Origin of the sequence: Streptomyces solicavernae (genome assembly GCF_029968095.1) — a bacterium.
Lineage (GTDB): Bacteria > Actinomycetota > Actinomycetes > Streptomycetales > Streptomycetaceae > Streptomyces > Streptomyces solicavernae.
This window is the reverse complement of the sequence record NZ_JASCIR010000003.1, coordinates 253,760-275,051: the sequence shown is the minus strand read 5'-3', so window position 1 is coordinate 275,051 and position 21,292 is coordinate 253,760. Positions and strand designations below refer to the sequence as shown.

25 protein-coding genes and 4 tRNA genes are annotated in these 21,292 nt (G+C 69.8%); 20 read left to right on the top strand and 9 right to left on the bottom strand.

The window, feature by feature from the left end; all coding sequences use genetic code 11:
• Positions 1-3 precede the first annotated feature (3 nt).
• The 5 genes from QIS99_RS06185 to QIS99_RS06165 all read left to right on the top strand — a co-directional run bounded on the left by QIS99_RS06185 (position 4) and on the right by QIS99_RS06165 (position 5,052).
• Positions 4-1,581, top strand: a complete 1,578-nt coding sequence (locus QIS99_RS06185; RefSeq protein ID WP_282511245.1) for an NADH-quinone oxidoreductase subunit M — start codon at positions 4-6, stop codon at positions 1,579-1,581.
• Positions 1,578-3,140, top strand: coding sequence for an NADH-quinone oxidoreductase subunit N (locus tag QIS99_RS06180; protein ID WP_282511244.1), 1,563 nt, complete (start codon positions 1,578-1,580; stop codon positions 3,138-3,140). The genes QIS99_RS06185 and QIS99_RS06180 overlap by 4 nt, the downstream gene beginning before the upstream one ends.
• A 167-nt stretch (positions 3,141-3,307) precedes the next feature.
• On the top strand, positions 3,308-4,168 hold the full coding sequence (htpX, locus tag QIS99_RS06175; RefSeq protein WP_282511243.1) for a zinc metalloprotease HtpX: 861 nt from the start codon (positions 3,308-3,310) through the stop codon (positions 4,166-4,168).
• Entirely contained in the window at positions 4,165-4,557 is a 393-nt protein-coding gene (locus tag QIS99_RS06170) for a YccF domain-containing protein (RefSeq protein WP_282511242.1), read from the top strand. The genes htpX and QIS99_RS06170 overlap by 4 nt, the downstream gene beginning before the upstream one ends.
• Before the next feature lie 225 nt (positions 4,558-4,782).
• Positions 4,783-5,052: a GlsB/YeaQ/YmgE family stress response membrane protein gene (locus tag QIS99_RS06165; RefSeq protein ID WP_282511241.1), complete on the top strand. Its 270-nt coding sequence runs from the start codon at positions 4,783-4,785 to the stop codon at positions 5,050-5,052.
• A gap of 178 nt (positions 5,053-5,230) precedes the next feature.
• Here QIS99_RS06165 and QIS99_RS06160 read toward each other — a convergent pair whose 3' ends face one another.
• The 3 genes from QIS99_RS06160 to QIS99_RS06150 form a co-directional block, all read right to left on the bottom strand.
• Entirely contained in the window at positions 5,231-6,427 is a 1,197-nt protein-coding gene (locus tag QIS99_RS06160; protein WP_282511240.1) for an MFS transporter, read from the bottom strand.
• Entirely contained in the window at positions 6,424-6,762 is a 339-nt protein-coding gene (locus QIS99_RS06155) for an ArsR/SmtB family transcription factor (RefSeq protein ID WP_282511239.1), read from the bottom strand. Before QIS99_RS06155 ends, QIS99_RS06160 begins: the two co-directional genes overlap by 4 nt.
• Positions 6,763-7,099: 337 nt before the next feature.
• Positions 7,100-7,588 carry a YajQ family cyclic di-GMP-binding protein gene (locus QIS99_RS06150; RefSeq protein ID WP_282511238.1) on the bottom strand — a complete coding sequence of 163 codons (489 nt, stop codon included), beginning with the start codon at positions 7,586-7,588 and terminating at the stop codon, positions 7,100-7,102.
• A gap of 194 nt (positions 7,589-7,782) precedes the next feature.
• Between QIS99_RS06150 and QIS99_RS06145 the strand changes: the two genes are divergently transcribed.
• Positions 7,783-7,864: transfer RNA gene (locus QIS99_RS06145), tRNA-Tyr, on the top strand.
• A 66-nt stretch (positions 7,865-7,930) separates the two neighbouring features.
• Here the strand turns inward: QIS99_RS06145 and QIS99_RS06140 are convergent.
• Positions 7,931-8,587, bottom strand: a complete 657-nt coding sequence (locus QIS99_RS06140; protein ID WP_282511237.1) for an SDR family oxidoreductase — start codon at positions 8,585-8,587, stop codon at positions 7,931-7,933.
• Between the two features lie 92 nt (positions 8,588-8,679).
• On the opposite strand from QIS99_RS06140, the gene QIS99_RS06135 reads away from it, so the two are divergent.
• Positions 8,680-9,726 carry a hypothetical protein gene (locus QIS99_RS06135; protein ID WP_282511236.1) on the top strand — a complete coding sequence of 349 codons (1,047 nt, stop codon included), beginning with the start codon at positions 8,680-8,682 and terminating at the stop codon, positions 9,724-9,726.
• A 90-nt stretch (positions 9,727-9,816) separates the two neighbouring features.
• Here the strand turns inward: QIS99_RS06135 and QIS99_RS06130 are convergent, their stop codons facing one another.
• A complete protein-coding gene (locus QIS99_RS06130) occupies positions 9,817-11,070 on the bottom strand; it encodes an amidohydrolase family protein (RefSeq protein ID WP_282511235.1) in 1,254 nt (417 codons plus the stop codon).
• 238 nt (positions 11,071-11,308) lie between these two features.
• Here QIS99_RS06130 and QIS99_RS06125 point away from each other — a divergent pair.
• The 6 genes from QIS99_RS06125 to QIS99_RS06100 all read left to right on the top strand — a co-directional run bounded on the left by QIS99_RS06125 (position 11,309) and on the right by QIS99_RS06100 (position 13,972).
• Positions 11,309-11,381 (top strand) — tRNA-Thr (locus QIS99_RS06125).
• A 44-nt stretch (positions 11,382-11,425) separates the two neighbouring features.
• Positions 11,426-11,498: transfer RNA gene (locus QIS99_RS06120), tRNA-Met, on the top strand.
• A 97-nt stretch (positions 11,499-11,595) separates the two neighbouring features.
• Positions 11,596-11,760, top strand: a complete 165-nt coding sequence (gene rpmG, locus QIS99_RS06115; protein WP_003956487.1) for a 50S ribosomal protein L33 — start codon at positions 11,596-11,598, stop codon at positions 11,758-11,760.
• A gap of 129 nt (positions 11,761-11,889) precedes the next feature.
• Positions 11,890-12,342 carry a MaoC family dehydratase N-terminal domain-containing protein gene (locus QIS99_RS06110; protein WP_282511234.1) on the top strand — a complete coding sequence of 151 codons (453 nt, stop codon included), beginning with the start codon at positions 11,890-11,892 and terminating at the stop codon, positions 12,340-12,342.
• A 2-nt stretch (positions 12,343-12,344) separates the two neighbouring features.
• Complete coding sequence (locus QIS99_RS06105) at positions 12,345-12,794, top strand: MaoC family dehydratase (protein ID WP_282511233.1); 450 nt, start codon at positions 12,345-12,347, stop codon at positions 12,792-12,794.
• Positions 12,795-12,916: 122 nt separating this feature from the next.
• Positions 12,917-13,972: a UDP-N-acetylmuramate dehydrogenase gene (locus tag QIS99_RS06100; RefSeq protein ID WP_282511232.1), complete on the top strand. Its 1,056-nt coding sequence runs from the start codon at positions 12,917-12,919 to the stop codon at positions 13,970-13,972.
• Positions 13,973-14,061: 89 nt separating this feature from the next.
• On the opposite strand, the gene QIS99_RS06095 is transcribed toward QIS99_RS06100, so the two are convergent.
• Positions 14,062-14,703, bottom strand: coding sequence for an NAD(P)-dependent oxidoreductase (locus tag QIS99_RS06095; RefSeq protein WP_282511230.1), 642 nt, complete (start codon positions 14,701-14,703; stop codon positions 14,062-14,064).
• Between the two features lie 88 nt (positions 14,704-14,791).
• On the opposite strand from QIS99_RS06095, the gene QIS99_RS06090 reads away from it, so the two are divergent.
• Positions 14,792-15,406 carry a TetR/AcrR family transcriptional regulator gene (locus QIS99_RS06090; protein ID WP_282511228.1) on the top strand — a complete coding sequence of 205 codons (615 nt, stop codon included), beginning with the start codon at positions 14,792-14,794 and terminating at the stop codon, positions 15,404-15,406.
• Positions 15,407-15,471: 65 nt separating this feature from the next.
• Here QIS99_RS06090 and QIS99_RS06085 read toward each other — a convergent pair whose 3' ends face one another.
• The gene (locus QIS99_RS06085; protein ID WP_282511226.1) at positions 15,472-15,627 is read right to left on the bottom strand and encodes a hypothetical protein; all 156 of its coding nucleotides are present in this window, start codon (positions 15,625-15,627) and stop codon (positions 15,472-15,474) included.
• Between the two features lie 63 nt (positions 15,628-15,690).
• On the opposite strand from QIS99_RS06085, the gene QIS99_RS06080 reads away from it, so the two are divergent.
• Positions 15,691-15,825 (top strand): hypothetical protein, encoded by a 135-nt coding sequence (locus QIS99_RS06080; protein ID WP_282511224.1) that lies wholly within the window; start codon positions 15,691-15,693, stop codon positions 15,823-15,825.
• Positions 15,826-15,834: 9 nt separating this feature from the next.
• Here the strand turns inward: QIS99_RS06080 and QIS99_RS06075 are convergent, their stop codons facing one another.
• Together QIS99_RS06075 and QIS99_RS06070 are read right to left on the bottom strand one after the other, a co-directional pair.
• Complete coding sequence (locus QIS99_RS06075; RefSeq protein WP_282511222.1) at positions 15,835-16,851, bottom strand: adenosine deaminase; 1,017 nt, start codon at positions 16,849-16,851, stop codon at positions 15,835-15,837.
• 194 nt (positions 16,852-17,045) lie between these two features.
• On the bottom strand, positions 17,046-18,269 hold the full coding sequence (locus tag QIS99_RS06070; protein ID WP_282511220.1) for a pyridoxal phosphate-dependent aminotransferase: 1,224 nt from the start codon (positions 18,267-18,269) through the stop codon (positions 17,046-17,048).
• Positions 18,270-18,453: 184 nt separating this feature from the next.
• On the opposite strand from QIS99_RS06070, the gene QIS99_RS06065 reads away from it, so the two are divergent.
• From QIS99_RS06065 to rplA, 5 genes are all read left to right on the top strand, one after another.
• Positions 18,454-18,526, top strand: a tRNA-Trp gene (locus QIS99_RS06065).
• 108 nt (positions 18,527-18,634) lie between these two features.
• Entirely contained in the window at positions 18,635-18,922 is a 288-nt protein-coding gene (gene secE / locus QIS99_RS06060; protein WP_282511218.1) for a preprotein translocase subunit SecE, read from the top strand.
• Positions 18,923-18,999: 77 nt separating this feature from the next.
• Positions 19,000-19,884, top strand: a complete 885-nt coding sequence (nusG, locus tag QIS99_RS06055) for a transcription termination/antitermination protein NusG (protein WP_282511216.1) — start codon at positions 19,000-19,002, stop codon at positions 19,882-19,884.
• Between the two features lie 166 nt (positions 19,885-20,050).
• Positions 20,051-20,485 (top strand): 50S ribosomal protein L11, encoded by a 435-nt coding sequence (gene rplK / locus QIS99_RS06050; protein WP_040252631.1) that lies wholly within the window; start codon positions 20,051-20,053, stop codon positions 20,483-20,485.
• 80 nt (positions 20,486-20,565) lie between these two features.
• Entirely contained in the window at positions 20,566-21,288 is a 723-nt protein-coding gene (gene rplA / locus QIS99_RS06045; RefSeq protein WP_282511208.1) for a 50S ribosomal protein L1, read from the top strand.
• The last annotated feature ends 4 nt before the right edge of the window (positions 21,289-21,292 follow it).

Sequence of the window (21,292 nt, the reverse complement as noted above, 5' to 3'; positions counted from 1 at the left end):
GCCGTGATCGATATCAACGACACCGTCATGCAGTACCTCCTCGCCCTCGTGGTGGTGCTTCCCCTTCTCGGCGCGGGCGCCGCCCTGCTGCCCGCCCCGCCCGGACTGCGCGGCAGGTCACCGGACCAGGCGGTGCTGCGGCACGGCGTGACCGTCACCGGAGTCGTGCTGCTCGCCGCGCTCGCCCTCGCCGCCGGCTTCGATCACGACGAGCCCGCGCGTATGCAGGCCACGACCGACATCAGCTGGATCCCCGCACTCGACGTGCGTCTCCACCTCGGCATCGACGGCATCTCGCTCCCCCTTCTCGTCCTGACCGCGCTGCTGACCTTCCTCTGCGCGCTCTACAGCTACTTCCGCATGCCAACGGGCCCGTCTCCCAAGGCATTTGTCGCGCTGCTGCTCGTCCTTGAGTCCGGCACCCTCGCGACCTTCGCCGTCCTCGATCTGCTGCTGTTCTTCCTCGCGTTCGAGATGGTCCTCATCCCGATGTACTTCCTGATCGCCCGGTGGGGAGGTGATCAACAGCGCGCCGCCGCCTGGAAGTTCATCCTCTTCACCCTCCTCGGTTCGGTCGTGATGCTGCTCGGACTGCTCCTCGTCGGCCTCGACTCAGGCACGTTCGACATGATGGCACTCGCCACTGACAACGGCCGTGGGCTCACCACATCCGTGCAGGTCATCGCCGCTTTGGCGATCGGGATCGGACTGGCCGTCAAGACCCCGATGTGGCCGCTGCACAGCTGGCTCCCGGACGCCCACACGGCCGCCCCGACCGTCGGCTCGGTCCTCCTCGCCGGTGTACTGCTGAAGATGGGAACGTACGGGTTCGTCCGAATCCTCCTCCCCATCACCCCCGACGGAATGCGGGAGTTCGCGCCGTACCTCGCCGCCTTCGCGGTCGTCGGGATCATCTACGGCTCCCTCGCCTGCCTCGCGCTCGCCAGGCGCGGCGCGAAGGGCGACCTCAAGCGGCTCATCGCGTACTCCTCCGTCGGCCACATGGGCTTCGTGCTGCTCGGCATCGCCTCGATGACCCCGACCGGCGTGAACGGCGCGCTGTTCGCCAACATCGCCCACGGCCTCATCACGGGCCTGCTGTTCTTCCTCGTCGGCGCGCTCAAGGACCGCACCGGCAGCACCGACCTCGACGCCCTCGCCGAGCAGACCGGCGCCGCCCTCTACGGCCGCGCGCCCCGCCTCGGCGGACTGCTCGCCTTCGGCGCCGTCGCCTCGCTCGGACTGCCCGGACTCGCCGGATTCTGGGGCGAGATGCTCGCCCTGTTCGGCGCCTTCGACCCCGCCGAAGGGCTGAGCCGTCCGGCCTTCCTCACGTTCATGGCGATCGGCGCCCTCGGCACGCTTCTGACCGCCGCGTACCTGCTCGTCGTCGTACGCCGCGTCTGCATGGGCGCCGCCCCCGACCCGGCCGCCCCGAAGCTCGCCGACGTCCAGGGGTACGAATTCGCCGCCTGGACCCCGCTCGTCGCCCTCACCGTCCTCGCCGGACTCTGGCCCGCGCTGCTGCTCGGCCTCACCGACCCGGCCGTGCAGCAGCTCCTCGCGGGAGGAAACGCATGACCGCAGCCGCCGCAAGCCTCGTCCAGAACGTCGACTGGGTCGCGATCGCACCGCCCACCATCGCGGCCGTCGTCGCCCTGGTCGTCCTCGTCGCCGACCTGTTCGTGCGCGAGGGCAACAAGACGCTCCTGGCGTGGATCTCCCTCGCCGGTCTCGTGGCCGCGGGCCTGTCGCTGCTGCCGCTGCTCGACGGCGACCGTGCGACGTTCTGTCTCGTCGGCGCCGGCGACGTGTGCAGCTACACCGCGGACCGCTTCACCGTCGTCATCCAGTTCCTGGTCATCGCCGGCGCGCTGCTGACCGCACTGCTCTCCGTGAGCCCCCTCAAGGACAACAAAGCACTCCCCGAAGGGGAGTTCTGGTTTCTCCTGCTGGCCTCCGTGGCGGGCGCCGCCCTGCTGCCCGCATCGCGCGACCTCGCCACGCTGATCGTGGCCCTGGAAGTCGCCTCCCTGCCGGCCTTCGCGCTCGTCGGCCTCAAGCGCGGCGACCGCCGCTCGTCCGAGGCGGCGCTGAAGTTCTTCCTGTCCTCCGTCACCGCCACCGCCGTCAGCCTCATGGGCGTCAGCTTCGTGTACGCGGCCACCGGCACCCTGCACCTCACGGAGGTGGCCGACAGGCTCGGCGCGGCCGACGGACAGCTGCACGTCCTCGCGCAGACCGGTGTGGCCCTCACCCTGGTCGGCTTCGCCTTCAAGACGGCCGCGGTGCCCTTCCACTTCTGGGTGCCCGACACGTACATCGGCGCCCCGCTGCCGGTCGCCGCGTACCTCTCGGTGGTCGGCAAGGCGGTCGGCTTCACCGGCCTCATCCTGGTCACCGTGGTGGCCTTCCCCGCGTACGCCGACGTGTGGGGCCCCGTGCTCGCCGCCCTCGCCGCCCTCACCATGACGGTCGGCAACGTCGCCGCCCTGCGGCAGGTCGGCACGCGCGCGTACAGCGCGATCCGCCTCCTGGCCTGGTCCTCCGTCGGGCAGGCCGGCTACCTCCTGGTGCCGATCGCCTCGGCCGCGTACGCGGACAGCCCCGCCGAGACGGAGAAGGCGATCGGCGCCACCGTCGCGTACGCCCTGATGTACGCGGCAGTGAACCTCGGCGCGTTCGCCGTCGCGGCGCTCGTCGCCCGCACCCGGCCCCTGAACCGCCTCAGCGACTACCGCGGCCTGTACGCGAACCGCCCGCTGGCGGCGCTCGTCCTCGGCTTCTTCCTGCTCTGCCTGGCCGGTCTGCCGCCGGGCATCATCGGCCTGTTCGCGAAGGTCACGGTCTTCGCGGCGGCCGTCGACGCGGGCCTCGGCTGGCTCGCCGTCGTCATGGCGGCCAACGTCGTGATCGCCCTCTACTACTACCTGCAGTGGACCGCGGTCCTCTTCCGCGCGCCTGTACGCGCACCTGTACGCGCACCTGTCCGGGCGCCTGAAGGAGCGGCGCAGCCCGAGAAGAAGCACGCGGTTCCGTTCCCGCTGGCGGCGGCGCTCGTGCTGACCACGGTCATCGGCGTCGCCCTGTCCGGGGCGCCGCAGCTCGTCCTGCGCTTCTCGGCGACCGTCCTCTTCTGAGAGCCGGTTTTCGGGCCGCCGCCCCCGCACCCGTACGGCCGAACCCGGCTGCGTGCGCACCAGGGAACCAGCACCCTTCGCCTGGCGTTGACCAGGTAGGGAGGGTCCACTGGATGTGGAAGCCAGTGAGCAACGGCTCCCCTGCCGCACCACCAGGAGGGCGTACCGTGCACCGCCGCAACAACGGTCTGAAGACCGCCGTGCTCCTCGGGGGACTGTCCGCGCTCATCCTTGTCATCGGCAGTTTCTTCGGACGTACGGGCTTGATCGTCGCCCTCTTCGTGGCGCTCGGCACCAACGCGTACGCGTACTGGAACAGCGACAAGCTGGCACTGCGAGCCATGCGCGCCCGCCCGGTGAGCGAGTTCGAGGCCCCCGAGCTGTACCGGATGGTCCGCGAACTCTCCACCCAGGCCCGCCAGCCCATGCCCCGCCTCTACATCTCACCCACCGAGGCCCCCAACGCCTTCGCGACCGGCCGCAACCCGCGCAACGCGGCCGTGTGCTGCACCGAGGGGATCCTGCGCATCCTGGACGAGCGCGAACTGCGCGGGGTCATCGGTCACGAACTGAGCCATGTCTACAACCGCGACATCCTGATCTCCTCGGTGGCCGGCGCGCTCGCCTCGGTGATCATGTTCCTGGTCAACTTCGCCTGGCTGATCCCCAGCGGCAACAGCAACCGTGAAGGACCCGGCATCTTCGGCATGTTGCTGATCATGCTCCTGGGTCCGATCGCCGCCTCGGTCATCCGCCTCGCCATCAGCCGCTCCAGGGAGTACGAGGCGGACGCCTCCGGGGCCCAACTCACCGGTGACCCACTGGCCCTGGCCAGCGCCTTGCGCAAACTGGAGCGCGGCGCCCAGCAGTTGCCGCTGCCGCCCGAGCCGAAGATCGAAGCAGCCAGCCACATGATGATCGCGAATCCCTTCCGCCCCGGTCAGGGCATGGCGAGAATGTTCTCCACGCACCCGCCGATGGCGGAGCGCATCGCCCGACTCGAACAGATGGCAGGACGTCACCAGTGAAAACCCTCCTCAACCTCATCTGGCTGGTCCTGAGCGGTTTCTGGCTGTTCCTCGGGTACCTCGCCGCGGGCGTGCTCCTGTGCATCACGATCATCGGCATCCCCTTCGGGATCGCCTCGTTCCGCATCGGCCTCTACGCCCTGTGGCCCTTCGGGTACACGGTCGTGGAGCGCCGTGACGCGGGCGCGCCGTCCTGCGTCGGCAACGTCCTGTGGCTGGTCCTCGCCGGCTGGTGGCTCGCGCTCGCGCACATCGCCACGGGCATCGCGCAGTGCATCACGATCATCGGCATCCCGCTGGGCATCGCCAACTTCAAGCTGATCCCGGTCTCCCTGATGCCGCTGGGCCGCGAGATCGTCCCCACCGACCAGCCTTTCGCCGCCCGCTGACTCCGGTTCCCGACCGGCCCGCCCGCCAACAACGCCCGCCGCTGTGTCCTGCACCGCACGCCGCGGCTCAGCGCAACCACGCCCGCCCCGGCCGACGTCTTCCCCGACGACAACGCACGGTGGGTACACGTACCGCGGACACACGTACTGGAGACGCACCCACCGCGGACACGTACCGCGGACACGTACCGCGGACACATGTAAGGAAAGGCAGGTCGCGGCCGTATGGGCATCATCAGCTGGATCGTTCTGGGGCTCATCGCCGGAGCCGTCGCCAAGGTCCTGCTGCCCGGCCGCGACCCGGGCGGCCTCATCGGAACCACCCTCATCGGCATCGCGGGCGCCTTCATCGGAGGCTGGGGCTCCGCCGAGTTCTTCGACCGCCCCATCGCGAAGGACTTCTACGACGCCACGACCTGGATAGCGGCCATCGGCGGCTCCCTCGTCCTGCTCATCGCGTACCGCCTCCTCTTCGGCCACTCCCGCTCCCGCTGACCGGACCGGCCGCCGCGCCGACGCCAACCGGGACGGCAGGCCAAGCCCCAGACCAAGCCCCAGACCAAGCCCCAGACCAAGGCAGACCAAGGCAGACCAAGGCAGACCAACGCCGGGACGGCACGCCAAGGGCGGACACCACGACGGTGTCCGCCCTTTCGTGACCGCTCGAACGCGCCTATCGCGAGGCGCATCCGGCAGGTTCGCGGGCCTGGACACGAACGGTCTCCCGCGTCCGGGCCGGCTGTGCCTTGGCGCCGATCCAGCAGGTCAGGATCGTGGCGAGCCCTGCGGGGAGCAGCGCCAATCCGGCGAGGTCAACGGAGTTGACCCCCTCGGACAGGAGACTGCTTCCCAGGGCGGCTCCTGCGGCCGAGCCGAGGTACATCGCCGCCATCTGGAAAGCGATGACCGGCATCGCCTGAGCGGGGCGGTCCTGGGTGAGTGCCTGCTGCAGGGTCGGCACGCTCGCCCAGCCGGCAGCTCCCCACGTGGCCGCCGCGGTCAACCACAAGGCGGGAGCGGAGGAGAGCCAGACCGTCGCGAAGCTCGCGGAGAGTACGGCGGGCAGGACCAGAAGCAGCACCCGCGGCCCGTATCTGTCCAAGGGCTTCCCGATCAGCGCGGCCCCGGCGACACCACCGATGCCCCACGCCCACACCAGGGCGAAACCCCAGTCCTGAAGGCCCCGGGAGTCCGCCATGGGAAGCAGGTACGTGTAGAGGCCGAGGCTGGCCACGCCGAGCAGGAACGCGGCGACGATCCCGGCGGAGGTCTTGCCCGAGCGCAGCACTGCGAAGGCGGGCGCTCCGTCTGTCATGGGCAAGGGCGGCAGCGTGTGTGCGCGGGCGGCGAGGGCGGTCATGCTGAGTACGCCGACAGCGACGACCAGGGCCATGGTCCAGCGCCAGCCCCAGCTCTCGCCGATCAGCATGCCCAGGGGCACCCCTGCGACCGTTCCTGTGGACAGGCCGAAGGTGACCGTCGCCATCGCCCGGCCGCGCTCCCGGTCGGTGACCATCGAGGCAGCGGTCGCCGTCGCAATCGCGGTGAGCATCCCCGCACCCGCGCCCGCAACGACACGAGACGCGAGGAAGGTCCCCACTCCCGGAGCCAAGACGGTGATGAGGTTTCCGAGATTGAACACGCCGAGCGCGATCAGCAACGCGCGCGCGGTACTGCCTTGAGCGAGCCTTCCGGAGAGCAGCGGTCCTGCCACGGCATAGGCGGCGGTGAAGGCGGTCACCCCGAGACCGATCACCGCGACGGTGGTCGCCAGTGAATCAGCGATCGACGGCAGCACGCCGGCGACAACGTAGGCGTCGATGCCGAGCGCGATGGCGGCGGCGACCAGGGGCCACACCCTGCGGATCACGCGTCCCCCTCATTGCCCGCGCCTGCCGGGTAACCGTTCAGAACGGTCCGGATCAGGCCGGGGAACCGGGCCTCCAGATCGTCCTCACGGAGCCGGATCATGCACTTGCGCCCCTCGGCGCGGACGAACACTATCCCGGACTCGCGCAGCAGGCTGGTGTGGTGCGTCAGCGTCGACCGCGGCAGGTCCGGGCCGAGGTCGATGCTGTCGACCTCGCCGCGTTCGACGAGCATGCGGACCATGGTCAGCCGCAGCGGCTCGCTCAGCGCGAACAAGACCTTGGGCATGGCGATCTCTGACGTTTCCGGATGCTGGTAGACCCTCGCAGGAGTCATCGCCCCTCCCTAACCGTTCGAAAAATCTCGCACGAAGATAGTTCGAAAATTCTTGGACGGTCAAGCTCGGGTTGTGTGCATGGCGAATCCGGTGGGGCGGGCGTGTGACGCCTTGGTTGCGGCGCGCTCGGTGGTCAAGTCCGTGCGGGGTGGCAACCCGTGCGGAACGCCATCCGTGCAGAACGACAAAGGGCACAACGCGGGCTGTTGCGCCCGGTTGTGCCCTGTATGACCCGTGGTGTCCTGCTGTGTCCTGCTGTGTCCTGCTGTGTCCTGCTGTGGCCTGGGTGGCCTGGGTGGCCTGCCTAGCAACGTCCGTGCAGGCCGGGCCAGTCGGTCACCGGTAGTTCACAAACTGCAGCGCGAAGTCGAAGTCCTGGCCCTTGAGGAGCGCGATCACGGACTGCAGGTCGTCACGGCTCTTCGAGGACACCCGCAGCTCGTCACCCTGCACCTGGGCCTTCACGCCCTTCGGGCCCTCGTCACGGATGACCTTCGCGACCTTCTTGGCATTGTCCTGGGAGATGCCTTCCTCGATCGAGGCGAAGAGCTTGTACTCCTTACCGGAGAGCTGCGGCTCACCGGCGTCCAGGGACTTCAGCGAGATGCCCCGCTTCACCAGCTTGGACTGGAAGATGTCGAGGATCGCCTTGACCCGTTCCTCGGCGTTCGCCTGCATCAGGATCTTCTCGCCGGACCAGGAGATCGAGGCACCGACGTTCTTGAAGTCGTAGCGCTGAGAGATCTCCTTCGCGGCCTGGTTGAGGGCGTTGTCGACCTCCTGCCGCTCGACCTTCGAGACGATGTCGAAACTGGAGTCGGCCATGTCCTGTGGCTCCTTGTATCGGGGTGTCGGGGTGCGTAGGGGGTACGGCCGGTGTCCCGGACCGCACCCGCAAGCCTAGTCACCACCCGCGCGACCGGCGGCGATCTATCGGGTGGCGAAGCACCCCCGGGCATCAGGTATCGTTTACGTCGTTGCCACGGAGCAGCCGCAAGGCCGCTTCGCGCAGCATCCCAGGCGGTGTGCCCGAGCGGCCAAAGGGAGCAGACTGTAAATCTGCCGGCTCAGCCTTCCCAGGTTCGAATCCTGGCGCCGCCACACTTGGGGAAAGGCCCCGTGACCAGCGTGAACGTTGGTCACGGGGCCTTTCGCTGTGCTTCGGGCTCAATTGCCGGCGACATCCTTCACCGCGACCGACACCGGCGTCGCCCCGCCCACCAGCTCCAGGGTCAGCCCCACGGTCCCCGGCGTGTCCACCAGCTCCGCGAGGACCGCCGCCACGTCGTCGCGGGAGACCGGCCCACGGCCCGTCGACGCCTCCAGGCGGACCTGTCCCGTACCGGCGTCGTTCGTGAGCGTGCCGGGCTTCAGGATCGTCCAGTCCAGCGCCGCGCGCCCGCGCACGTACGCGTCCGCCTCGCCCTTGGCGCGCAGATACGCGTCGAAGACCTCGTCGCCCTCGTGCGCCGGGTCCGCGCCCATCGACGACACCACCACATACCGCCGCACGCCGGCCCGCTCCGCCGCCTCGGCGAACAGCACCGCCGCGCCCCGGTCCACCGTGTCCTTGCGGCCCACCCCGCTGCCCGGGCCCGCGCCCGCCGCGAACACCCCGGCGCCGGCGCCCTGCAGATGGGCGGCGACCTCCTCCACCGACGCCGACTCCAAGTCGCACAACACCGGCTCGGCGCCCGCCTCCCGCAGGTCGTCGCCCTGCCCGGGGTTGCGGATCAGGCCCGCTACCTCGTACCCGCGCGCGGCGAGCAGTCGCTCCAGCCGCAGCGCGATCTGACCGTGTCCACCAGCGATGACAATCCGCATGATTCCGACCGTACGCCGCGTCGGCCGAAGCCGCCGTACAACCGCCGTACAACCCTCGGCGCGTCCCGGGTGTCACGCGTCCCGGGTGTCACATGAATGTTCATCTTCAAGAGGAGCCCGTCATCAGCGCCATACGCAACACACTGATCGCCGTCGGCTGCGCTGCCGCCGTCCTCGCGGGCGCGACCGCCTGCGACCCGATCGAGAGCGTCTCCGCAGCACACCAGGTCGACGACGCCGTCGAGCAGCTCGGCGAACAGCGTTCCCTCACCGTCGAGTTCGGCCTGGACGCCGATGCGGCCACGCTCGACAGGCTCATCCGGGAGAGCGACGAAGCGCAGCGCGGCGACGGCCCGCCGCCCGGCTTCGGCGCCTTCCTCGGCAACGCCCGCGTGCAGCTCTCCCTGCAGGCCGAGAAGCCGCTCGCCGACGCCGAGGAGAAGGACTTCTCCGGTACGTCGATGAAGATCACCGGTGCCGACGGAACGCTGGTCGAGTACCGCGCCCTGGGCGAAGACACGTACTACCGCGCCGACTTGGCCGCCTTCGGCAAGCTCGCGGACACCCCGATGCCCACGGCCGCCGACCTCCCCGAGGAGGCGGGCGCCCTGCGCAGCGCCCTCCAGGGCAAGTGGGTCGAGGTCGACCCAAGGATGCTGCCGGGAGCGGCGCGGGACGAGCCCGCCCTCGACGACAAGGCGCAGGCCGAGCTGCTCAAGGGCATCCGCAAGGTCCTCGCGCGTGAGGTCACTTTCAAGGACGACGGCGGCTCGGGCGGCACCTCCCGCATCAGCGCGCGGGCCAACGCCCGCTCGCTCCTCACGGGCCTCGCCGAGGAACTGGAACCCATAGCGGGCGATCTGCCGCCGGGCTCCGACCTGCCGACGGCCGAGGACTTCAGGACGGTCCCCGAAAAGAAAGTGAAGGTCGACTTCCTGCTGAAGGACGGCAAGCTGCGGCAGATCACGTTCGATCTCGCTCAACTCGCGGACAGGTCCGACGGCTTGAAGAAGGGCACCAAGCTGCCGCTGACGGTGAAGTTCGGCAAGGCGCCGAAGATCGAGCGCCCGGCCGACGCCACCGAACTGACCCTCTCCGACCTGGCGTTCATCGCCGGCTCCCGGACCGCCGTCCGCTGACCCGGCCGAACCCCAGCCAGAAAACAGCCTGCACGCGCGCGTGCGATCGCCGGGACACCGAAAACCGGCACTACGCGCGCGTGCAGTCCCTCAAGCAGTCCCTCCCGCGCCCTTCACCCGCCCCTGCCGCGGCAGGTCGAGCGCCACGGCGACGGCCGAGTCGCAGTACTCCCGTACCGCACTGGTCCGCGCCACCACCCGCCCCCGGTGCACCACGATCCTGCTGTACGCGAGCGACAGCACCCCCGACAGCCGCGTGCCGCGGACCGCGAGCAGCTCGGCGGGGAACCCGGCCTCCACCCGCACCTCCGGAAGCCCCAGCGCCTGCCGCGCGCCCGAACTCACCGCGGCGTACGCGTCGTCGGCGTCGAGCCCGTGCTGCGCGGCGAGCAGGTACGCGGCCTCCATCGGGTCGCCGCGCCCCACCGGGTTGGCGAGGTCGCGCAACGCCCCGCTGCCCGCGGCCACGCGCACCCCGGCCGCCCTGAGCAGCCGTACGGGAGCCGCCGAGCGGCCCCGCTGTTCCAGGCCCCCGCAGTCGCCCTGCGGCAGGCACACGACGGAGACACCGGCCGCGGCGAGCGCCTCGGCCGTACGCGCGGCCGCCGCCGCCGGCATCCGGCCGAGCCCGCCGCACGGCCCGACCGTCACACCGGACCGCAGTCCGCCCGCCATGGCGGCGAGACGCGCGAGCCGGGCCGGGTCCGCGCCGTCCGTGTGCAGGTCCACGGGGCACCCGTGCTCGGCGGCGACCTCCAGGACCGCCTCCACGTACCCCGTCGGGTCCGGGTCCAGGTCGGGGCAGCCGCCCACCACAGAAGCGCCCATCTTCACGGCGTCCCGCAGCATCGACAGGCCGTCGGCGCCGGCGACCCCGGTGAGCAGCCGCGGAACGGCGACGGTCGTCAGGTCCGTGAGACCGCGCAACGAGCGGCGGGCCTGCAGCGCCGCCTCCATCGCGCCGAGCCCCTGCACGTCGCCGATCCGCACATGACTGCGCAAGGTCGTCGCCCCGTGGCCGAGTTGCAGCAGCGCGGCCTCCGTGGTGCGCCGCTGGACGTCCTGGACCTCGTACCCGACCGGGCCGTCGCCGTCCGCGGTCAGCGCGGTGTCGCTGTGCGCGTGCGGTTCGGCGGGGGCGGGCAGCAGCAGGTAGCCGTGCAGGTCCACACGCGCGGTGTGCGCGGTCAGGCTGCCCGCGGTGCCGACCGCCTCGATGCGCCCCCTGCCGAGCCGTACGTCCACGGTCCTGCCGTCGGCGAGCGTGGCTCCGCAGAGCAGGAGTGAGGTCGTGTCCTCGGCGGCGCCGTCACGGTGCGGTGGCTGCGGCTGGCTGTCGGGCATCGCGCTCCTGGGGCGTGGTTCGAGCGGTCAGGACCACGCGGCGTTCGATCAAGATCACGCAGCGTGTGCCGAGCCTAGGACGCCGATCACGCCCCTTCGAGGAGGAGCGCAATAGTCGTACCGGTGTGGTGCATGAGCAGGGAAGGGGCCTCAGGGACGGGCGCGGTGATCGTCGTGCAGGGGGCTCCGAAACGGATTTGGGCGAACGGCAGCCGACCGTGTAATGTCTTCATCGCTCGCCCCAATAGCTCAGTCGGTAGAGCGTCTCCATGGTAAGGAGAAGGTCTGCGGTTCGATTCCGCATTGGGGCTCTGATGTGCGGCACCCTCACCTTCGGGTGAGGGCCTTGCATCAAAGCGGTGTAGCTCAGTCGGTAGAGCAAGCGGCTCATAATCGCTGTGTCACCGGTTCAAGTCCGGTCACCGCTACTGACAGTAGCCGATTGTGGGGTCGGTCCTCCGGTCGGCTACTCTTTTATGCGTTCATCCGTTCCATTCGTCCATCCGTCCGTCAAGGAGCACTCACGTGGCTGCCACAGACGTCCGCCCGAAGATCACGCTGGCCTGCGTGGAGTGCAAGGAGCGGAACTACATCACCAAGAAGAACCGGCGCAACAACCCGGACCGTCTTGAGATGAAGAAGCACTGCCCGCGCTGCAACTCGCACACGGCGCACCGCGAAACGCGCTGAATCAGGCTCGCATGCAAGGCCGCCCCCTTTCCGGGGGGCGGCCTTGTGTCGTTACCGCCCGTGATCGCCGACGCGGGTGAGGCAGGAACACTGCGGAATACCGCGAAAAACACAGGAGGTGCCGAGTCCATGGCGCTCGACCAGTCCTTCGTGGGGCGGTCCTACCCGCCCACCGGCCCCTATGAGGTCGGCCGCGAGAAGATCCGTGAATTCGCGGAGGCGGTCGGTGACGCGAATCCCGCGTACACCGACACCGAGGCGGCCAAGGCCTACGGCCACCCCGATGTGATCGCCCCGCCGACTTTCGTCTTCGCGATCACGTTCAAGGCCGCCGGACAGGTCATCGAGGACCCCCAACTCGGCCTCGACTACAGCCGCGTGGTGCACGGCGACCAGAAATTCGCGTACACCCGCCCGGTCCGCGCCGGTGACCGGCTCAGCGTCACCTCGACCATCGAGGCGATCAAGTCCATGGCGGGCAACGACATCCTGGACATCCGCGGCGAGGTGCACGACGAGGCCGGCGAACACGTCGTGACCGCGTGGACCAAACTCGTCGCACGCGCGGCAGAGGAGGCGTGACGATGACCACACCCAGCACGACGGCGAAGATCCGGTACGAGGACGTCGAGGCCGGTGCCGAACTCCCCGCGCAGACCTTCCCGGTGACCCGGGCCACCCTGGTGCGCTACGCGGGCGCGTCCGGCGACTTCAACCCGATCCACTGGAACGAGAAGTTCGCCAAGGAGGTCGGCCTGCCCGACGTCATCGCCCACGGCATGTTCACCATGGCCGAGGCGATCCGCGTCGTCACCGACTGGGTGGGCGACCCGGCCGCGGTCGCGGAGTACGGCGTCCGCTTCACCAAGCCGGTCGTCGTCCCGAACGACGACGAGGGCGCGGTCATCGAGGTCAGTGCGAAGGTCGCGGCCAAGCTCGACGACGACGCCCGCACCGTCCGCGTCGACCTCACCGCCATGAGCGCCGGACAGAAGGTCCTGGGCATGTCCCGGGCCGTCGTACGCCTCGCCTGAGTCGTACGCCTCGCCTGAGTCGTACGCCTCGCCTTAAGCCGTGCGCCTCGCCTGAGGCGCACCGCGGGACCTCTCACGGTCCGGGACCGGCGCTGTCGGTCCCGGACCGTACCCTTGAGCGCGTGCAGCAACTCCACGACGCCCCGCTCGCCCCGCTGACCACCTTCCGGCTCGGCGGGCCCGCCACCCGCCTGATCACCGCGACGACCGACGCCGAGGTGATCGCCACCGTGCGCGAGGCCGACGCCTCGGGCACCCCCCTGCTCGTCATCGGCGGCGGCAGTAACCTCGTGATCGGCGACAAGGGCTTCGCCGGCACCGCCCTGCGCATCGCCACCCAGGGCTTCGAACTGCACGGCACACAGCTGGAGTTGGCCGCCGGCGAGGTCTGGACCGACGCCGTGGCGCGCACGGTCGAAGCCGGACTCGCAGGCGTCGAATGCCTCGCCGGAATCCCCGGCTCCGCCGGCGCGACACCGATCCAGAACGTCGGGGCGTACGGCCAGGAGGTCTCCTCGACGATCACGGAGGTCGTGGCGTACGACCGCAGGGCCGGAGAGACCGTCACGCTGCCGAACGCCGACTGCGCGTTCTCGTACCGCCACAGCCGCTTCAAGGCCGACCCGGAGCGTTACGTGGTGCTGCGCGTCCGCTTCGAGCTTGAGGACGCGGACGGCCTGAGCGCCCCCCTGAAGTACGCCGAGACCGCCCGGGCCCTCGGCGTCGAGGCGGGGGACCGCGTGCCGCTGGCGAGCGCGCGCGAGACGGTCCTGAAGCTGCGGTCGGGGAAAGGCATGGTGCTCGACCCGGAGGACCACGACACCTGGTCGGCCGGTTCGTTCTTCACCAACCCGATCCTCACGGACGCGGAGTTCACCGCGTTCCACGCGCGCGTGGGGGACCGGCTCGGCCCGGACGTCCAGCCGCCCGCCTTCCCGGACGGCGACGGGCATGTGAAGACCTCGGCGGCCTGGCTGATCGACAAGGCGGGCTTCACGAAGGGGTACGGCGAGGGCCCGGCCCGCATCTCCACCAAGCACACCCTCGCCCTCACCAACCGCGGCGAGGCCACCACCGAGGACCTTCTGGCGCTGGCCCGCGAGGTCGTCGCCGGGGTCCGCGACGCCTTCGGGATCACCTTGGTCAACGAGCCGGTGACGGTGGGCGTCAGCCTGTAGTCGTACGCGACACCTCAGTACGCGGCGCCTCAGTACGCGACGCCTCAGTACGTGACACCTCAGTACGCGACACCTCAGTACGCGACACCTCAGTACGCGACGCTCACGCCCTGCTGCACCGTCGCCGGATCGTCGATCATCGCCAGCATCGCGTGCGCCACGTCCGCGCGGGCGATGGTGCCGCCGCCGCGCAGATTCACGTTCAGGGCCGTGCGGTACGTCCCGGTGACCGGCCGGTCGAGCAGTTTCGGCGGGCGCACCAGCGTCCAGTCGGTGTCGCTGCGCCGGACCTCCGCCTCCATGACCTTGAGGTCGTCGTACACCGGCTTCAGGAGCGTGCCGATCAGCGGCACCACGACGCGGCGGTGCAGGAACTTCTGGTCGGCCGGCTCGGGGGCGAGCGGGGCCGCGCTCACCGCGAGGAAGCGCCGCGTGCCCGTCGCGTCGAGCGCCTGCAGGACCGGCCGGGTCAGGGCCGCCGCGATGCCCGTACGGGCGTCCTTGGGCGAGCGGGCCCCGAGACCGGACAGCACCGCGTCCCGCCCTTCGACCGCCCCGCGCAGCGCCTCGGTGTCCCGCAGATCCGCGCGGAACACCTCAAGGGCGGCGCCCGTGACCGTCAGCCGGGCGGGATCGCGCACCACGGCCGTGACCTGGTGTCCGGCGCCGAGGGCCTGCTTGACGATCTCCTGGCCGATCCCTCCGGTGGCACCGAAAACGGTGAGCTTCATGTCGCGTCCTCCCGGTGTGGGTAAGTATTCACTCACCCCCTAGAGTGGGTGAGTGTTCACTCACTCGTCAACCGTGATCGGAGGGCACGTGCAGAAACCGGCCCGAGAGCGGATCCTCGACGCGGCGCACCACCTGATGCGCACGATCGGCCTCGCCCGCACCACCACCAAGGAGATCGCCAAGGCGGCCGGCTGCTCGGAAGCGGCGCTGTACAAGCACTTCGCGAGCAAGGAAGAGCTGTTCGTCAGCGTCCTCAAGGAGCGCCTGCCGCAACTGGCTCCCCTGATCCACCGCCTGGCCGCCGAACCGGGCGAGCGCACCGTCGAGGAGAACCTCGTCCAGATCGCGCACGCGGCCGCGCTCTTCTACGAGCAGAGCTTCCCGATCGCCGCGTCGCTGTACGCCGAGACCCGGCTGCGCAACCGGCACGTCGCGGCCCTCAGCGAGATGGGCACCGGCCCGCACATGCCCATCATGGGCCTCGACGACTACCTCAGGGCCGAACAGCGGGCGGGCCGCATCGCGCCCGAGGCCGACACCTTCGCCGCCGCCTCCCTGCTCCTCGGCGCCTGCGCGCAGCGCGCGTTCGCGTACGACGAGGACGGCCCTCAACCGCCGCCCCCCGTACAGGGCTTCGCAACCGCTCTCGTCCGCACCCTCCTCCAGGGCATCACCTCTGAGTCCGGCCGCAGCACGTTCTAGCCGCAGCACGTTCTAGCCGCAGCACGTTCCAAGGGGGACGTCCCCCAGCCGCGCTCCTTGCGCGTTCAGAGTGCGGCCTGGCCGCGCGCCGCGACCCCCGGAGTCAGGCTGTCCGGCACCGCGGCGACGGCGGTGTGCAGGCCTGCGGCCAGCTGCGCGCGCGTGGGGCTGCCCGGCCGTGCCGTCCACTCCCTCGGCGAGGCGGCGGCCGAGCAGCACACGTCCGGCCCAGCCGTCCTCCGTCATCCGGTTGCGCGCCCGACCTCAGCCGGCTCGCGCGGCAGGTGGCCGAGGGCGAGCTCGACCCCGGCGTCTCCTGGCGCGGCGGCCGGCAGCGAGCCGAAGAGGCCGCCGACGCCCTCCTCGGCCGCCGCCTGCACGGCAAGGCCGTACTGGACCTCGACGCCGCGGCCGCCTGACGGCAGGCGTCACGCCAACCAGTCGTCGACCCCCGCCAGCAGCTTCTCCCGCACCTCGGCCGGCGCGGCCGACCCCCGCACCGACTGCCGCGCCAGCTCGGCCAGCTGCGCGTCGTCGAAGCCGTGGTGCTCCCGGGCGATCTCGTACTGCGCGGCCAGGCGCGAGCCGAAGAGCAGCGGGTCGTCGGCGCCGAGCGCCATCGGGACCCCGGCGTCGTACAGCGTCCGCAGCGGTACGTCCGCGGGCTTCTCGTACACCCCGAGCGCCACGTTGGACGCCGGGCACACCTCGCAGGTGACGCCGCGGTCGGCGAGCCGTTCCAGCAGCCGCGGGTCCTCGGCCGCGCGCACCCCGTGCCCGATCCGCGCGGCGTGCAGGTCGTCGAGGCAGTCGCGCACCGAGGCCGGGCCGGTCAGCTCCCCGCCGTGCGGCGCCGCGAGGAGCCCGCCCTCGCGCGCGATGGCGAAGGCCCGGTCGAAGTCCCGCGCCATGCCGCGCCGTTCGTCGTTGGAGAGCCCGAAGCCGACGATGCCCCGGTCCGCGTACCGCACCGCGAGGCGGGCCAGCGTGCGGGCGTCCAGCGGGTGCTTCATGCGGTTCGCCGCGACAAGGACCCGCATCCCGAGCCCGGTCTCCCGCGAGGCGGTGTCGACCGCGTCCAGGATGATCTCAAGCGCCGGGATCAGACCGCCGAGCCGGGGCGCGTACGAGGTGGGGTCGACCTGGATCTCCAGCCAGCCGGAACCGTCCGCGAGGTCCTCCTGCGCCGCCTCCCGGACCAGGCGCTGGATGTCCTCCGGCTCGCGCAGGCAGGACCGCGCCATGTCGTAGAGCCGCTGGAAGCGGAACCAGCCGCGCTCGTCCGTGGCGCGCAGCTTCGGCGGCTGCCCGGTGGTCAGGGCCTCGGGGAGGTGGACCCCGTACTTGTCGGCCAGCTCCAGCAGCGTCGTGGGCCGCATGGACCCGGTGAAGTGCAGGTGCAGATGGGCTTTCGGCAACAGGCTGACGTCACGCACACGCTCCATCCGAAGATCCTGCCGTACGGACCTCCGTCCCGGTAGCCGCTTTCCGTCACCGAACCACCAAAGAGCACTTGCCCGAACGAAGGTACGAGCGAAGGAACGAACGAACGGGCCCCCGGCCGAAGCCGGAGGCCCGTATCGAAAACAGCCACCAATGAGTGACGAAAACCGCCACAGCGGCGCGAAAAGTGTCGCTGTCAGCGAGCCTCCGCCAGCAGCTTCTGGATCCGCGACACGCCCTCGACCAGGTCCTCGTCACCCAGGGCGTACGAAAGCCGCAGGTAGCCCGGCGTGCCGAAGGCCTCGCCCGGCACCACCGCGACCTCGACCTCGTCCAGGATCAGCGCGGCCAGCTCGACCGTCGTCACGGGACGCTTGCCGCGGATCTCCTTGCCGAGCAGGCCCTTCACGGACGGGTACGCGTAGAAGGCGCCCTCCGGCTCCGGGCACAGCACGCCTTCGATGTCGTTGAGCATCCTGACGATGGTCTGCCGGCGCCGGTCGAAGGCCTTGCGCATCTCGGCGACGGCGGTCAGATCACCGGAGACGGCGGCGATCGCGGCGGCCTGCGCCACGTTGCTCACGTTGGACGTGGCGTGCGACTGCAGGTTCGTCGCCGCCTTGACGACGTCCTTCGGGCCGATCACCCAGCCCACGCGCCAGCCGGTCATGGCGTACGTCTTGGCGACGCCGTTGACGATGATGCACTTGTCGCGCAGCTCGGGCACCACCACCGGCAGCGAGCTGAACTCCGCGTCGCCGTACACCAGGTGCTCGTAGATCTCGTCGGTCAGGACCCACAGGCCCTTCTCGGCGGCCCAGCGGCCGATCTCCTCGACCTGCGCGCGCGAGTAGACGGCGCCGGTCGGGTTCGACGGGGAGACGAAGAGCAGCACCTTGGTGTTCTCGGTGACGGCCGCCTCCAGCTGCGCGACCGACACCCGGTACCCGGTGGTCTCGTCGGCGGTCACGAAGACCGGCACACCGCCCGCGAGCTGGATCGACTCGGGGTACGTGGTCCAGTACGGGGTCGGGACGATGACCTCGTCGCCCGGGTCGAGGATCGTCGCGAAGGCCTCGTAGATGGCCTGCTTGCCGCCGTTGGTCACCAGGACGTTCGCGGCCTCGACCTCGTAGCCGGAGTCGCGCAGCGTCTTCGCGGCGATCGCGGCCTTCAGCTCGGGCAGGCCGCCGGCCGGGGTGTAGCGGTGGTACTTCGGGTTCTTGCAGGCCTCGACGGCCGCCTCGACGATGTAGTCGGGCGTGGGGAAGTCCGGCTCGCCCGCGCCGAAGCCGATCACCGGACGTCCGGCGGCCTTGAGGGCCTTGGCCTTGGCGTCGACGGCGAGGGTGGCGGACTCGGAGATCGCGCCGATACGGGCGGAGATGCGGCGTTCGGTGGGTGACGTTGCAGCGCTCATGGGGCCCATCGTTCCAGACCGGCAGGAACCGGGGTGCACAGGTTTCACCGACGGGTGCAGCCCTATCTGTTCGACGCAAGGCCCGGGACCACGTACACTCGTCGCTCGTTGGCCTTCAACAGCCGGCGCCCGCCGAGCGCACTCCGTGCACCGGGACGGATGCTGTACGTTGGGGGAAAACCAAAGGGTCGTAGCTCAATTGGTAGAGCACTGGTCTCCAAAACCAGCGGTTGGGGGTTCAAGTCCCTCCGGCCCTGCTACACACACCTTTCGCCAGGATGTGTGCGCATGTACGTACTGCAAAGCACCGCCGTGCGGCTCCACCGGGCGCGGCACGGCCACGACCCGGAATCAGGTGAGAAAGAGTGACGGACGCCGTGGGCTCCATCGACACGCCTGATGCCCCGGACGAGGCGACCGATTCGAAGAAGAAGTCCCGCAAGGGCGGAAAGCGCGGCAAGAAAGGCCCCCTGGGCCGTCTCGCGCTGTTCTACCGTCAGATCGTCGCGGAGCTCCGCAAGGTCGTCTGGCCCAGTCGCAGCCAGCTCACGACATACACCACAGTGGTGATTGTCTTCGTTGTCATCATGATTGCCTTGGTGACCGTGCTTGACTATGGCTTCTCGCAGGCCGTCAAGTACGTCTTCGGCTGACAGCCGAGCGGAGGGCGCCGTTCCCGGCGCCCGTTTCGCGCGTTCCACCCATCTGTATCCAGGAAGAAGCAGCCACCGTGTCTGACCCGAACCTGAACGACGCCATCGAGTCGGCGGAAGCCGCGGAGTCCGTGGAGGACCAGCTCGACATCGTCGAGGCGGCGGACGCCGAGGAGCCGGACGAGGCCGAGGCTGCCGACCTCGCGGCGGGCGAGCCCGCCGAGGAGGCCGCGGTGCAGATCGAGGACGAGGCCGCGGCCGTGGCGGAGACCGCCGAGGACGAGGCCGCAGCCGAGGCCGTCGAAGAGGCAGAAGCGGCCGAGGAAGCCGAGGACGCCGAGCCGGTCGACCCGATCGCCGCCCTGCGCGAGGAGCTGCGCACGCTCCCCGGCGAGTGGTACGTGATCCACACCTACGCCGGTTACGAGAACCGCGTGAAGACCAACCTTGAGCAGCGCGCCGTCTCGCTCAACGTCGAGGACTTCATCTTCCAGGCCGAGGTGCCGCAGGAAGAGGTCGCGCAGATCAAGAACGGCGAGCGCAAGACGATCCGTCAGAACAAGCTCCCCGGCTACGTCCTGGTGCGCATGGACCTGACGAACGAGTCCTGGGGCGTCGTCCGCAACACCCCCGGCGTCACCGGCTTCGTGGGCAACGCCTACGACCCGTACCCGCTGACCCTGGACGAGATCGTCAAGATGCTCGCCCCGGAGGCCGAGGAGAAGGCCGCCCGCGAGGCCGCCGAGGCCGAGGGCAAGCCGGCTCCGGCCCGCAAGGTCGAGGTCCAGGTCCTGGACTTCGAGGTCGGCGACTCGGTCACCGTCACCGACGGCCCGTTCGCCACGCTGCAGGCGACCATCAACGAGATCAACGCCGACTCCAAGAAGGTCAAGGGCCTCGTCGAGATCTTCGGCCGCGAGACCCCGGTCGAGCTGAGCTTCGACCAGATCCAGAAGAACTAGTTCCTCTGGAACACACGCTTCCGACCAGGTCAGACAGGCTGCTGAAGCCGGTCTGACCTGCTCGGTTTTTAGCCGCACAGCCATACCCGTTATCGTTGTGCGGTATGCCTCCGTCCGGATGATCGGATGGCAGGCGGATCACTCTCACTAGGACCCGGAGAGAGCAATGCCTCCCAAGAAGAAGAAGGTCACGGGGCTCATCAAGCTCCAGATCCAGGCCGGTGCCGCCAACCCGGCTCCGCCGGTCGGCCCCGCGCTGGGTCAGCACGGCGTCAACATCATGGAGTTCTGCAAGGCCTACAACGCCGCGACCGAGTCGCAGCGCGGTTGGGTCATCCCGGTGGAGATCACGGTCTACGAGGACCGTTCCTTCACCTTCATCACCAAGACCCCGCCGGCCGCGAAGATGATCCTCAAGGCCGCTGGTGTCGAGAAGGGCTCCGGCGAGCCGCACAAGACCAAGGTCGCCAAGATCACCGAGGCGCAGGTCCGCGAGATCGCCACCACGAAGATGCCCGACCTCAACGCCAATGACCTGGACGCCGCGTCCAAGATCATCGCCGGCACCGCCCGCTCCATGGGCGTCACGGTCGAGGGCTGACCTCACCCCCGTTTGACCTGAGTGGCAGGGCCATGCGCGGCCCGGACCACGAACTCCATACCTGAACCTCAGGAGTAGAAGTGAAGCGCAGCAAGACTCTCCGCGCTGCGGACGCCAAGATCGACCGGGACAAGCTCTACGCCCCGCTCGAAGCCGTCCGTCTCGCCAAGGAGACCTCCGCGACCAAGTTCGACGGCACCGTCGAGGTCGCCTTCCGCCTGGGTGTTGACCCGCGCAAGGCCGACCAGATGGTCCGTGGCACCGTGAACCTCCCGCACGGCACCGGTAAGACCGCCCGGGTCCTGGTCTTCGCGACCGGTGACCGTGCTGCGGCCGCGGAAGCCGCCGGCGCCGACATCGTCGGCTCGGACGAACTGATCGACGAGGTCTCCAAGGGCCGCCTGGACTTCGACGCCGTCGTCGCCACCCCGGACCTCATGGGCAAGGTCGGCCGCCTCGGCCGCGTGCTCGGTCCGCGTGGTCTGATGCCGAACCCGAAGACCGGCACCGTCACCCCCGATGTCACCAAGGCTGTCAACGACATCAAGGGCGGCAAGATCGAGTTCCGCGTCGACAAGCACGCGAACCTCCACTTCATCATCGGCAAGTCGTCCTTCGACGACACCAAGCTGGTGGAGAACTACGCCGCCGCCCTTGAGGAGGTGCTTCGTCTGAAGCCCTCCGCCGCCAAGGGCCGCTACATCAAGAAGGCCGCGCTCACCACCACGATGGGCCCCGGCATTCCGCTCGACCCGAACCGCACCCGCAACCTCCTCGTCGAGGAGGACCCGGCCGCCGTCTGAGTCA